A 12,348-nucleotide genomic window follows, 5' to 3' on the forward strand; every position below is an offset into this window, starting at 1 on the left:
AGCTGAACGACAGACAACGGCGGCCTCAGAAGCGTTTCAGGTCGCCCATGGTCTTCTGCCATCAACGTCGCTGCCCAGCGACGCCGATGTCCAAGGAGGACCGTCATGAAAAAGCTCGTTCTGGCCCTGACCGCGGCCTCCGCCCTGGCCGCCGCCGCCGCGCCCGCTGCGGCCCAGCCGTACGGCGGCGGCTACGAACGCCACCAGCGCTACGACAACGATCGCGCCGACCGCCTGATGTGGCGCATCGAGCGCGCCGAGCGCCGGGGAACCCTGAACTCGGGCGCGGCCTCGTGGCTGCGTCGCGAGGTGAGCAACACCGAACGCCTGGCCTGGCGCTACAGCCGCGACGGCTTCAGCCAGTGGGAGCGCCGGGACATCGACCGGCGCTATGACCAGCTGGCGCGCCGCGTGGACCGCGACGACCGCCGCTACGGCTACGGCTACGGCCCCGACTACCGCCGCTGAGGCGAGAGCTGGGGACACCAGGAAGGGGCGGCCTCGCGGCCGCCCCTTTTCGCGTGCGCCCGGCCGCGCCAGACTGGCGGCGGGGAGGACGCCATGGCCTACGAGATCGCTCACGACGACGGGATCCGCATCAGCGACGATGCGCAGCGCTTCGACATCGACCGCGCGCACGGCTGGATCGGCGGACGAAGCTACTGGGGCCTGGGCATTCCGGAGGCGACCTTTCGCGCCGCGATCGCCAACAGCCTGGCCGTCGGCGCCTACGGGACGGACGGCGCGATGGTCGCCATGGCCCGCGTGGTGACCGACCGGGCGACCTTCGGCTGGATCTGCGACGTGTTCGTCGATGAGGCCGCCCGCGGACAAGGCCTCGGCAAGCGGCTGATGGCCTATCTGAAGGCCCACCCCGACCTGCAGGGCCTTCGGCGCCTGCACCTGGCGACCCGCGACGCCCACGGCCTCTACAGCCAGTTCGGCTTTGCGCCGCTGACCGGCGTCGACCGCTGGATGGAGATCCGCGGCCCCGGCTATCCCTAGACCCTGCTCACGATGATCCATCGTGAGTAGGTAGGCTCTAGGCCTCGAGGATCGCCAGTTCCGGCCAACGGCGCTGCGCCGCCTGGGCCGTGCGCAGGAAGCCGCCGGTCGCACGGCTGGGGTTCGGCCGCAGGCGCATGGCGAACAGGTCCTCCAGGCCGAACGGCGCGTGGACGGTCAGTCGGTCGTCGTCTTCCAGCCGCACGCCGACCGCGAAGACGGTCGAGGTGAACCGCGACAACGCCTGGGCGCTGGAGGTCAACGGTTCGTAGGGCTCGCCGAACTTCTGCTCGAACCAGAGGTGCACGCGCGCCTGGTTGCGGACCTCGACCATCTCCTGGAACGGCGGCTCGAAGACCGCGGCGACCTGGCGGATCACCACATCCTCGGCCTCATAGGAGGTGTCTGACGCATCGAAGTAGCCGAGGTCGTAGTCCTTGATCCCGTGGTCGGGATCACGGCCGGTCAGGTGGTTCAGCACCGGCTGATAGACGGCGCCCGAAAACACCAGCCAGTCCGGCAGGGCCAGGCCGCGCACCGTGGTCAGCACATGCATGAGGCTGGGGGTCGCGCGGACGACGGCCTCCAGGCGCGCGGAAAGCTCGCCGCTCATTTGCCGCCCCGCAGCGCCCAGCCATGGTCCAGCGGACCATGGCCGCCGCCGAGCCCCGGCGCGGCGCGCATCGCCTCATGCACATAGGCCCAGGCGCGGGCCACCGCCTCGGTCAGCGGCAGCCCCTGCGACAGGCCGGCGGCGCAAGCCGAGGCCAAAGTGCAGCCCGTGCCGTGGGTGTGGCGGGTGTGGATGCGTTCGCCCTCGTAGGTGGTCTCGCCCTGCGGCGTCAGCAGCACGTCGGTGACGGTCTCGCCGGGCACGTGGCCGCCCTTCATCAGCACCGCGCGGGCGCCGAGCTTCAGCAGCGCCTCGCCGACCCGGCGCTGGTCGTCCAGGCTCTCGACCGCCAGACCGGTCAGGGCCTGGGCCTCCGGGGCGTTGGGGGTCAGCAGCGCCGCGCGCGGGATCATCATGTTGCGCACCGCGTCCACCGCCTCGGGCGCCAGCAGGTTCGAGCCGCCCTTGGCGACCATCACCGGATCGATCACCGCCGGCGCCGACGTGCTGTCGAGGATGTCCGCCACCGCCTGCACCATGGCCACGTCGCCCAGCATGCCGGTCTTGATCGCGTCGGCGCCGATATCGTCCAGCACCGCCCGGGCCTGGGCCGCGACCACCTCGACCGGGATCGGGTGGACGCCGGTGACCCCCAGGGTGTTCTGCACCGTCACCGCGGTGATCGCCGTCGCCGCATAGGCGCCCAGCATGGTCACGGTCTTGATGTCGGCCTGGATCCCGGCGCCGCCGCCGGAATCCGAGCCCGCGATGATCAGCACTCGGCCCAAGGTCTCGCTCATGGCCACGAGGTAGCGCGAGCGGGCGGCGAATGCATCGGGATTTCCGCAGCTGTCCACTGTGGCGCTGGCGCCCGGGCCGCTGCTAACCTTCGCAGCATGAAAGTCGCCCTCGTCACCGGGGCCGGTTCCGGGATCGGCCGCGCCAGCGCGATCGCCCTCGGTGAAGCCGGCTACAGCCTCGTCCTCGTCGGCCGCAGGGCCGACAAGCTGGAGGAAACCGCCGCCGCCCTGCCCGGCCAGGCCCTGATCCACGCCGCCGACATCGCCGACGAAGCCGGCGTCGAGGCCGCGTTCGAGGCGGCCCGCACCCGGTTCGGGCGGCTGGACGTTCTGTTCAACAACGCCGGCGTCTCGGCCGGTGGGCGGCTGGAGGACCTGTCGCTGGACGCCTGGCGGCGCGTGGTCGACGCCAACCTCACCGGCGCCTTCCTCTGCACGCGGGCCGCGTTCCGGCTGATGAAGGCCCAGGACCCGCGCGGCGGGCGGATCATCAACAACGGCTCGATCTCGGCGCACGCGCCACGGCCGTATTCGGTCGCCTACACCGCCACCAAGCACGCGATCACCGGCCTGACCCGCTCGACCTCGCTTGAGGGACGGGCCTACGATATCGCCTGCGGCCAGATCGACATCGGCAACGCGGCGACCGAGATGACGTTGGCCATGGCCAAGGGCGTACCCCAGGCCGACGGCTCGTTCGCGCCCGAGCCGCTGATGGACGTAAAGGCGGTCGCCGGCGCGGTGGTGTTCATGGCCGGCCTGCCGCTGGACGCCAACGTCCAGTTCATGACCGTGATGGCGACCAAGATGCCGTTCGTCGGCCGCGGCTAGCGGGCGGCGGCGACCGCCTCCCAGACCTTCAGCGCCTGCACCGTCTCGGCGACGTCGTGCACGCGCAGGACCGCGGCCCCGCGCTGGACGCCGGCAAGGACCGCGGCCAGCGATCCCGCCAGACGCCCGTCCAACGCCGCCCCGCCGACCGGATCAAGGGCGGCGATGAACCGCTTGCGGCTGACGCCCAGCAGCACCGGGAAGCCGAGGGCCGCGACCTCGTCCAACCGGGCGATGAGCGCCAGGTTGTGCTCGGGCCGCTTGCCGAATCCGACGCCGGGGTCGAGCCAGATCTTCTCGCGCGCCACGCCGGCCGCCAGGGCCGCCTCCGCCCGTTCGGCCAGGAAGGCGCAGACCTCGGCCACGACGTCGTCGTACTGCGGGTCGGCCTGCATGGTCCGCGGCTCGCCGCGCATGTGCATCAGCACCAGGTCGCAGCCGAGCTCGGCGGCGGCCCGCGGTCCGTCCGGGGCGTAGCGCAGGGCCGCGACGTCATTCCAGATGTTCGCGCCCGCAGCGACCGCGGCGCGGGCCACCTGCGGCTTCATCGTGTCGATCGAGATGGCGACCGGGCTCTCGGCCCGGATCGCCGCGATCAGCGGCACGGCCCGGGCGATCTCGTCCTCAGCGGACACCGGCTCGGAGCCGGGGCGGGTCGATTCCGCCCCGACGTCGAGGATATCCGCGCCCTCGGCGATCAGCCGCCGCGCATGGACCAGCGCGGCCTGCGGATCGAGGAACCGCCCGCCGTCCGAGAAACTGTCGGGGGTGACGTTGACGATCCCCATGACCTTCACCGAACCGGACATGGGCCAGCCTCCTCACGGCGCAAACAGCAAGACGCCCTCCTGGCGCGGGGCCGGGAGGGCGTCAAGGTCGCTAGGTCTGGGCCAGCCTTAGGCCGGTTCAGGCCGCGGCGAGATCGGCACCGCCACCGACGGCCCCGTGGGCCGCTTGGAATCGGCGTCGTCGCGCACGGGCGGGACGCCCTTCAGCGCGTTGATGATCTCGTCGCCGCTCAGGGTCTCGTACTCGAGCAGGGCCTTGGCCAGGGTGTGCAGGTCGTCCATCTTCTCGGTCAGAATCCGGCGGGCCTCGTCGAAGCCGCCCTGGACCAGGCGCTTCACTTCCGCGTCGATCAGGTTGGCCGTCTCTTCCGAAACCGACTGGGTGCGCGAGACCGAGTGGCCGAGGAACACCTCGTCCTGGTTCTCGCCGTAGGACACCACGCCGAGCTTGTCGGAGAAGCCCCACTTGGTGACCATGGCGCGGGCCAGCTTGGTCGCCTGGTCGATGTCGGACGAGGCGCCCGAGGTGATCTTGTCCTTGCCGAAGATCAGTTCCTCGGCCATCCGGCCGCCCATCAGGATGGCCAGGCGCGAGGTCATTTGCTCGTAGGACATCGACAGCTGGTCGCGCTCGGGCAGCTGCATGACCATGCCCAGGGCGCGGCCGCGCGGGATGATCGTGGCCTTGTGCACCGGGTCGGTGGCCGGGACGTTCAGGGCGATCAGGGCGTGGCCGCCCTCGTGGTAAGCGGTCAGGCGCTTTTCATCCTCGGTCATGGCCATGGACTTGCGCTCGGCGCCCATCATGACCTTGTCCTTGGCGTCCTCGAAGTCGCGCTGGGTGACCATGCGCCGGTTCTTGCGCGCAGCCATCAGGGCCGCTTCGTTGACCAGGTTGGCCAGGTCCGCGCCGGAGAATCCGGGGGTGCCGCGGGCGATGGTCTTGACCTCGACGTCGGCCGCCAGCGGCACGTTCTTCATGTGGACGCGCAGGATGCGCTCGCGGCCGCCGATGTCCGGGTTCGGCACCACGACCTGGCGGTCGAAGCGGCCGGGACGCAGCAGCGCCGGGTCCAGGACGTCCGGACGGTTGGTCGAGGCGATGACGATGATCGCTTCCGACGGGTCGAAGCCGTCCATCTCGACCAGCAGTTGGTTGAGGGTCTGCTCGCGCTCGTCGTTGCCGCCGCCCAGGCCGGCGCCGCGGTGACGGCCGACGGCGTCGATTTCGTCGATGAAGATGATGCAGGGGCTGTTCTTCTTGGCCTGCTCGAACATGTCGCGCACGCGGCTGGCGCCGACGCCGACGAACATTTCGACGAAGTCCGAACCGGAAATGTAGAAGAACGGCACGCCGGCTTCGCCCGCGACGGCGCGGCCCAGCAGGGTCTTACCGGTGCCGGGAGGGCCGACCATCAGGGCGCCCTTCGGGATCTTGCCGCCCAGGCGCTGGAACTTCTGCGGATCCTTCAGGAAGTCGACGATCTCGGTCAGCTCTTCCTTGGCCTCGTCCACGCCGGCGACGTCGTCGAAGGTCACGCGGTTCTTGTTCTCGGTCAGCATCTTGGCCTTGGACTTGCCGAAGCCCATGGCGCCGCGGGCGCCGCCCTGCATCTGACGCATGAAGAAGATCCAGACGCCGATCAGCAGCAGGATCGGCAGGCTGTTCAGGAACAGGCCCAGCAGCCCGCCGCCGGCCGACTTCACATTGATGTCGGCGCCGCCGGACTCCAGCCGCTTGATCAGGTCGTCCTGATTGTTCGGGGTCAGCGCGGTGTACGACTTGCCGCCCGCGTCCTTGATCTCGATCGCCGTGCCGCGGAACGTCGCGGACTTGACCTCGCCGGCGTTCACCTTGCTCAGCAGCTGCGAGTAGGAGATCTGGCCCGAAGCCCCGGCCGCCTGACTGCCGCCGGTCATCATGCTGTAGAGGCCGATCAGGACGACGACGATGACGCCCCAGATGGCGAGATTACGCAGGTTCATGACGCGCCTTCGTGAAAAGTGTCTCTCAAAGCCCACTGTAGGTGGGAGTGGCCATGGGCACTAGCAAGCCTCGTGCCGCGCGACCGAATATCGCGGTTCGCTGAACGAGCTTGGCCAAGCCCGATTCCAGACATGCAAAGGGCCGCGCAGTCTCCCGCGCGGCCCCCCACAACTAGGCATAAAGCCTTAATTTCTTACCGGCTCGGCTTCTTCGGCGCGGCGATCAGGCCTTCGCGTTGAGCGCGCTTGCGGGCCAGCTTGCGCGCGCGGCGCACGGCTTCGGCCTTCTGGCGAGCGCGCTTTTCGCTCGGCTTTTCATAGTGCACGTGCCGCTTCATTTCGCGGAACGAGCCCTCGCGCTGCATCTTCTTCTTCAGCGCCTTGAGGGCCTGATCGACGTTGTTGTCGCGGACGAAAATCTGAACCAGAGGTCTCTCTCCTATCACCCGTTCCCGCTCGGCCTTCCTGACATCAGGCGGCGGCGAACGGATAAAAGCCTTGCGACCCGTCGAGCGAAGGCCCTTCGGGTTGAGCGCGGCGAGATATCAGAACCCGGCGGAGATGTCCACGGCGGACAGGCGGAAAATCCGCCGCTAAGATGCCGAGCATGGCGAATGTAGATGATTGGGCGCAGGACGCCGAACGGCAGGTTCTCGACGCCGCCTTGCAGATTGCCGCCGATCGCGGCTGGACCTGGCCGACGGTGAAGGCCGCCGGCGCGGCCGCCGGACTGTCGGACGCCGACGTCGAGCTGCTGCTGCCGCACGGTCCGCGCGACCTCGCCGCCTTGCTGGCCAAGCGACACGACGCCCTGACCCTGGCCGCCCTGCCGGCCCCCGAGGGCCTGAAGATCCGTGAGCGTATCCGCACCGCGGCCATGACCCGGATCGACGTCGCGGCCCAGGACGAAGCCGCCGTTCGGCGTTGGGCAGGTTTCCTCGCCCTGCCGATACACCTGCCGTTGGCGCTGCGGCTCTTGTGGGACAGCGCCGACCAGCTGTGGCGCTGGGCGGGCGACACGGCCACCGACGAGAACCACTATTCCAAGCGCGCGATCCTCTCGGGAATCCTGGCCAGCGCGCTGGCGATCCGGCTGTCGTCGGGCCGCGACGCGGCGGCCGCCTTCGTCGACGCCCGCATCGAGAACGTCATGGCCTTCGAGAAGTGGAAGGGCGGCCTGAAGCCCTCGCAGCTGCTGACCGACATCGCCGGGGCGCTCGGCAAGATGCGCTACGGCTAAACGCCTCCCATTCCCCGGCGTCATCCGGCAATGATGCGGCCTTTGCATCATTCATAAGGAGACGCCCATATGGCCGACGCCTTCTCGCAGGCCTGGACCTGCTTCGACGTGACGCTGGACGGCCACGTCGCCCACATCCAGCTCAAGCGCCCCGAGGCGATGAACTCGATGATCCGCGAGTTCTGGAACGAGCTGCCGGTCATCGTGAAGGACATCGACCACAACGCCCGCGCCCGGGCGATCGTGATCTCCTCGACCGGCAAGCATTTCAGCGCCGGCATGGACCTGGCGGTGTTCGGCGGCGGCGGGTCGTCCTCGGCCAACCAGAACCAGGACCGCCACATCAACGCCGAGCAGCAGCGCCATCATATCCTGTGGCTGCAGGACTGCTTCGGCTGCCTGGACGCCGCGCGCATCCCAGTGATCGCCGCCATCCAGGGCGGCTGCATCGGTGGAGCGGTCGACATGACCAGCGCCTGCGACATCCGCTACGCCAGCGCCGACGCCTTCTTCTGCATCCAGGAGATCAACATCGGCATGACCGCCGACGTCGGGACGTTCCCGCGGCTGTGCAAGCTGATCCCCGAGGGCTGGGTGCGCGAGATGGCCTACACCGGCCGCCGCATGCCGGCCGCCAAGGCCAAGGAGATCGGCTGGGTCAACGAGGTGCTGCCCACCCATGAGGACTGCGTCGCCCACGCCCTGGCCACCGCCCACGAGATCGCCAGCAAGGCTCCGCTGGCGGTGACCGGATCGAAGGTGATGATCAACTACGCCCGCGACCACACCATCCAGGACGGCCTGGACTACATCGCCGTCTGGCAGACCGGCATGTTCTCGGGCCCGCACATGGGCGAGGCGTTCAAGGCCAAGTCCGAGAAGCGCGAGCCGGTGTGGCAGGGGCTGCAGCCTCTGAAGCACGGGATGTAGGGAGCGGCCGCGTAATGTGTCATCCCGGAAAGCGCGCAGCGCTTGTCCGGGACCCATCGCCGCCGAGGCCGGGAGCACGAGGCGCGGCCCGCGCCGCTTCCTCTGCGATCAGGTGTTCATGGGTCCCGGTCTTCGGCCTTCAGCCGAAACCGGGATGACAGACGTGTTCAGCCGTCCAGCTCGGCGTCGGTGAGGATGCAGCCGTCGAGCTTGGCGTCGGATAGGTCGGCTTCCAGGAAGCGGGCGCGCAGGGCGAAGGCGCGGCGCAGGTCGGCCTGGCGGAGATTGGCGCGCGAGAGGTCGGCGCGGACGAACCGGCCCTGGCCGATCTCCAGCGGGCCGAGCATCGCCCCGCGCAGGTCGGCGCGGGTCAGTTGGGCGTCGATCAGGCGCGCCCCGCGCAGATCGGCCATCCGCAGGTTGGTCCCGCGCAGGTCGCAACGCGACAGGTCCGCGCCCTGCAGCTCGACGCCCTCGAGGTTCATCCCGAACAGCACCGAGCCCGGCGCGATCAGGCCGCTGAGTTTGCGGCGCTTGAGCGTGACCACCGGGCGGAAGTCGACCTCGGCCAGCCGGGCGGCCGCGCCGGCCCGCCCGCCGCTGTCGCAGAAGGCCTCGTGGGCGGCCAACACCTGGCCGAGCGGGCGCTCGTCGACATAGACCACCGCCGGCGGCGCGCGCAGCACGTCGGAAAGATCGGCGCCCTCGACGGTCGCAAAGCTGAAATCCACGCGGATGAGGATGGCGCGCCGCAGCGAGGCGCCGGAGAGGTCGGCGCCGGCCACCTGGGCCCCGGTCAGGTTGGCTCCATCGAGCTTGGCCTTGATCAGGCGCGCCCCGCCCAGTTGAGCGTCGGTCAGGTTGGCGTCGGTGAAATCGGTAGCCAGGGCCGAAGCCCCGGTCATCTGGGCGCCGGTGAGGTCCGCGCCGGTCAGCACGGCGAAGTTCAACTCTCCCGGGCCGCCGGCATGGTCGAGGTAGCGGAACCCCTCGGTGCGGTCCTGCAGGGCGATCCGCCCTTCGCGCAGGTCGCAGCCGGCGAGGTTGGCGCCCGTCAGGTTGGCCCCGCGCAGCGAGGCGCCGCGCAGGTCGGCCTTGGAGAGGCTCGCCTTGCGCAGGTCGGCGTCACGCAGGTCGGCGCCGAACAGGATCGCGCGATCCAGCTTCACCCCGGCTAGCATCGCGCCCGACAGCCGCGCGCCGGTGAGATCGGCGTCGCTGAGATCGAAGCCCTCGAGCTTCAGACCCGACAGGTCGGCATAGGCCAGGTTCGCCCGACGCCCGCCGGTGCGGTGGGCGAGGTAGCGGCGATGGGCCTCCAGGGTGCGCCTAAGCGCCTGGGGATCCAGCGGCCGATGAAGGTTGGCGACTGCGGACATGCGGACCGGAGAGAGGATCGAGGCCCTCAGGATCAGACATCGCGCTTAAGGAACGGTTGCACAATTGTGACGTCATCGCGGCGACTTCTAACGCCGATCTGCGATCTACAGCCAGCCCTTCTTCTTGAACCAGATGAACGGGGTAACTCCCGTGATAACCATAAGCAGAAGAGCCAATGGATACCCAAATATCCAGTGCAGTTCCGGCATCACGTCGAAGTTCATCCCATATATAGACGCGACCAGCGTCGGCGGCAGGAAGACGACTGCGACAACAGAGAAGAACTTGATGATGCTGTTCTGCTCGATGTTGATCAGGCCGAGAGCCGCGTCGAGCAGGAAGGAGATGTGGCCGGAGGTGAAGCTGGAATGCTCGGTCAGGGCCTGGACGTCATGCTGGATCGAGATCAGGTGGCTGCGCCGGCTCTCCTGTTTCTGGAACTCCGGAGCCAGGGCCGCGAAGCTGGCCAGGCGGCTGAGCGAGACCAGGCTCTTGCGGGCCATCGAGGTGATCGACTGGGCGCGCGCCAGGTCGGTGAGCAGCGGCCCGAAGGCGGTGCTGGGCGGACGGTTGAAGATCGCCACCGAAGTCTCGTGAACCAGGGCCGACTGCTGCTCAAGCACTTCGGCGCAGCGCTCGACGATGGCGTCGAGCAGCTCCAGCGCCGCCTCGCCGCCGTCGCCTAGCGGGAGCTTGGCGCAGCGTTGGGCGAAGATCGAGAACGCCTTCAGCGGCTCGTAACGGACGGTGATCAGCAGGTCGGCCAGCAGCACGAAGGTCACCGGCGTGGCGACGGGATGCGGCTCGTCGGCGCGGGCCAACAGGGTGGCGGTCAGGAAGGTCGCGCCATCTTCCTGATAGAGGCGCGAAGACGGCTCGACGTGGGCGATCTCTTCGCGGGTCGGCAGGTCGATCCCATAGGCCTGCTCGACGGCGCGCTCCTCCTCGGGCGTCGGCGAGACCAGATCGATCCAGATGATGTCTTCGCCGGGCCGCCAGCCATCGGCGACGACTTCAGGCGCAAGCCCCCTGCCGGTGCGGCGAAGCAGGTTCAGCATGAGGCTCTCCGCGAGGGATGGAGCCCCATCTGGAACGTCGAGGGATGGGCGTCAACGCCCGGCCGGTCAGTTCGACTCGGCCGGCGGGGTCATCTGGGTCGCGGCCTGAATGAGGGCGGCGATCCGGTCGGTGGAGTCGGCGGCCTGGCTCAGCATCTGCAGCGGGCCGGCGCCCGGACGGACGACCGAGGCGACCTGGTTGGCCGCGCCCTGGGCCACGGCGAGAGCGGTGTTCTGCGCGCCGTTGAGCTTGTTGCTCGCCATGCGGAGCGCGTTGGCGTCCTGGTAGATGAAGCCGTGGGTCGGATAGGTCGACGAGCCCAGGTCACGCACCGGATCGTACCAGACCTTGACCTGCGACCAGTCGCCGGCCGGCGAGACGTCGATGACCGTGACGTCCTTCTCGATCTGGCCGCGGGTCCCGCCGATGCGCGACCAGTTGGCGTGGGTGATCTGAATGACGCGGTCGGTCAGCACCTGGCTGACCACGGCCACGTGGCCGAGACGCATCTTGCCGGTGGGCTTGAAGCAGAGGACGGCTCCCGCCTTGGGGCTGAAGCCGGTTTCGTACTTGCCGACCGCCTGACGCCACCAGGTCCACGCATCGCCGTAGATCTGGACGCCGGAAATCAGCCGCGCGAACGGGACGCACTGCCAATAGGTATCGGCCATCGCACCCGAGATCGGAGCAAAGAACATAACCGCCGCGGCGGCCAGGGAGCCGATCACGGCCCTCGGTCGTTTAAGCATGCTACGGGTACTCCCCCACGCGAACAGCGTAAGGGGTAACCATCTCACGCCTCGATGAAAAGAGTCTTTACGGGCCTGCGGTAGAAGGTCGCCGGGTCCGCTGCGCATCCGCCGACAGCTTCATGCGCGGCGGGGCCAGGCGTTCGGCAAGATGAATTGACGCCCCAGCCAGTGAAATGACGCCGCATCGGCAAACTAACCACAGCGCCGGGCGCGGAGGCTGGTCATTGAGCTCAAATAGTTTCGAAACCGAACTCACGAATACTATCTGACGCGGAACCCAGACCATGTAGACGGCGCAGCTTGTCTCGCGCGTATAAACGAGCTGCGCGTTACCAAATGTTTCAGAGACCGTTGGCGGCGCCGGCGCCAAGAAGAAGATCGAGCCGCCGGGCGCGGTCACAATTACGGCATCAGGTGCGGCGGTCGCCGTCGAAACGAGCACCGTGGAGGCTGCAGATCGGGCTTGGCGGCGCCGCAGGGTGATTCCGCATGCGCACCCACGCGCCTCGAGGCCGCAATGACGCCCTGTGCTTAGGCCGCCGCGGTCATGTAGCGGTCCCAGAAGCCTTCGGCCGGCTCGACCTGCTCGACCACGTCGACCCAGAGACCGGAGGGGTCGAAGAAGCCGAAACGCAGCTGGCCGAACGGCTCGTGGGCCAGGGCGTAGTCGACCCGCAGGCCGCGGTCGCGAAACTCCTCGTAGGCCAGGGTGGCGTCCTCGACCTGCAGCTCGAAGCACATGCCGTGGCCCGAGAACGCCTGCGGCCCCGGCGGGCTCGACGGATGGTTCGGATGCATGAAGGCCAGGGTCGCGCCGTCGGCGGCCAGCAAGACGAACCAGTCGGCCTCGAACACGACCTCGAACCCTAGATGCGCGATCCAGAAGTCGCGGCAGTCCCCAAGCCTGGGCGTGACGATGATCGGATAGCGGTCGACGAATTTCATGGCGCCTGTCCTTGATCGG

Annotated in this window: 14 protein-coding genes; 5 read left to right on the top strand and 9 right to left on the bottom strand. The window is 68.7% G+C overall.

Going from position 1 to position 12,348, the window contains the following annotated elements; genetic code table 11:
- The first annotated feature begins 105 nt into the window (after positions 1-105).
- Both O4N75_RS20790 and O4N75_RS20795 read left to right on the top strand, forming a co-directional pair.
- Entirely contained in the window at positions 106-468 is a 363-nt protein-coding gene (locus tag O4N75_RS20790; RefSeq protein ID WP_269627301.1) for a hypothetical protein, read from the top strand.
- Positions 469-561: 93 nt separating this feature from the next.
- Complete coding sequence (locus O4N75_RS20795; protein WP_269627302.1) at positions 562-1,005, top strand: GNAT family N-acetyltransferase; 444 nt, start codon at positions 562-564, stop codon at positions 1,003-1,005.
- Positions 1,006-1,042: 37 nt separating this feature from the next.
- Here the strand turns inward: O4N75_RS20795 and O4N75_RS20800 are convergent, their stop codons facing one another.
- Both O4N75_RS20800 and thiD read right to left on the bottom strand, forming a co-directional pair.
- Positions 1,043-1,618, bottom strand: coding sequence for a nucleotidyltransferase family protein (locus O4N75_RS20800; protein WP_269627303.1), 576 nt, complete (start codon positions 1,616-1,618; stop codon positions 1,043-1,045).
- A complete protein-coding gene (thiD, locus tag O4N75_RS20805) occupies positions 1,615-2,418 on the bottom strand; it encodes a bifunctional hydroxymethylpyrimidine kinase/phosphomethylpyrimidine kinase (RefSeq protein ID WP_269627304.1) in 804 nt (267 codons plus the stop codon). Before thiD ends, O4N75_RS20800 begins: the two co-directional genes overlap by 4 nt.
- A gap of 96 nt (positions 2,419-2,514) precedes the next feature.
- On the opposite strand from thiD, the gene O4N75_RS20810 reads away from it, so the two are divergent.
- Complete coding sequence (locus O4N75_RS20810) at positions 2,515-3,249, top strand: SDR family oxidoreductase (protein ID WP_269627305.1); 735 nt, start codon at positions 2,515-2,517, stop codon at positions 3,247-3,249.
- On the opposite strand, the gene folP is transcribed toward O4N75_RS20810, so the two are convergent.
- The 3 genes from folP to rpsU form a co-directional block, all read right to left on the bottom strand.
- On the bottom strand, positions 3,246-4,058 hold the full coding sequence (gene folP / locus O4N75_RS20815) for a dihydropteroate synthase (RefSeq protein WP_269627306.1): 813 nt from the start codon (positions 4,056-4,058) through the stop codon (positions 3,246-3,248). The two genes, O4N75_RS20810 and folP, sit on opposite strands and share 4 nt — an antisense overlap.
- 87 nt (positions 4,059-4,145) lie before the next feature.
- Complete coding sequence (gene ftsH / locus O4N75_RS20820; RefSeq protein ID WP_267231627.1) at positions 4,146-6,023, bottom strand: ATP-dependent zinc metalloprotease FtsH; 1,878 nt, start codon at positions 6,021-6,023, stop codon at positions 4,146-4,148.
- Between the two features lie 194 nt (positions 6,024-6,217).
- Positions 6,218-6,451, bottom strand: a complete 234-nt coding sequence (gene rpsU / locus O4N75_RS20825; RefSeq protein ID WP_111275467.1) for a 30S ribosomal protein S21 — start codon at positions 6,449-6,451, stop codon at positions 6,218-6,220.
- A 179-nt stretch (positions 6,452-6,630) separates the two neighbouring features.
- Between rpsU and O4N75_RS20830 the strand changes: the two genes are divergently transcribed.
- The gene (locus O4N75_RS20830; RefSeq protein ID WP_269627307.1) at positions 6,631-7,263 is read left to right on the top strand and encodes a COQ9 family protein; all 633 of its coding nucleotides are present in this window, start codon (positions 6,631-6,633) and stop codon (positions 7,261-7,263) included.
- A 69-nt stretch (positions 7,264-7,332) separates the two neighbouring features.
- On the top strand, positions 7,333-8,193 hold the full coding sequence (locus tag O4N75_RS20835) for a crotonase/enoyl-CoA hydratase family protein (RefSeq protein ID WP_269627308.1): 861 nt from the start codon (positions 7,333-7,335) through the stop codon (positions 8,191-8,193).
- A 167-nt stretch (positions 8,194-8,360) separates the two neighbouring features.
- Here the strand turns inward: O4N75_RS20835 and O4N75_RS20840 are convergent, their stop codons facing one another.
- The 4 genes from O4N75_RS20840 to O4N75_RS20855 form a co-directional block, all read right to left on the bottom strand.
- On the bottom strand, positions 8,361-9,572 hold the full coding sequence (locus O4N75_RS20840; protein ID WP_269627309.1) for a pentapeptide repeat-containing protein: 1,212 nt from the start codon (positions 9,570-9,572) through the stop codon (positions 8,361-8,363).
- 105 nt (positions 9,573-9,677) lie between these two features.
- Positions 9,678-10,631, bottom strand: coding sequence for a magnesium transporter CorA family protein (locus tag O4N75_RS20845; protein ID WP_269627310.1), 954 nt, complete (start codon positions 10,629-10,631; stop codon positions 9,678-9,680).
- A 66-nt stretch (positions 10,632-10,697) separates the two neighbouring features.
- A complete protein-coding gene (locus tag O4N75_RS20850; protein ID WP_269627311.1) occupies positions 10,698-11,381 on the bottom strand; it encodes a CHAP domain-containing protein in 684 nt (227 codons plus the stop codon).
- Between the two features lie 534 nt (positions 11,382-11,915).
- Positions 11,916-12,329, bottom strand: a complete 414-nt coding sequence (locus O4N75_RS20855) for a VOC family protein (RefSeq protein ID WP_269627312.1) — start codon at positions 12,327-12,329, stop codon at positions 11,916-11,918.
- Positions 12,330-12,348 lie beyond the last annotated feature (19 nt).

The organism is Phenylobacterium sp. NIBR 498073 (assembly GCF_027286305.1).
Classification (GTDB): Bacteria; Pseudomonadota; Alphaproteobacteria; order Caulobacterales; family Caulobacteraceae; genus Phenylobacterium.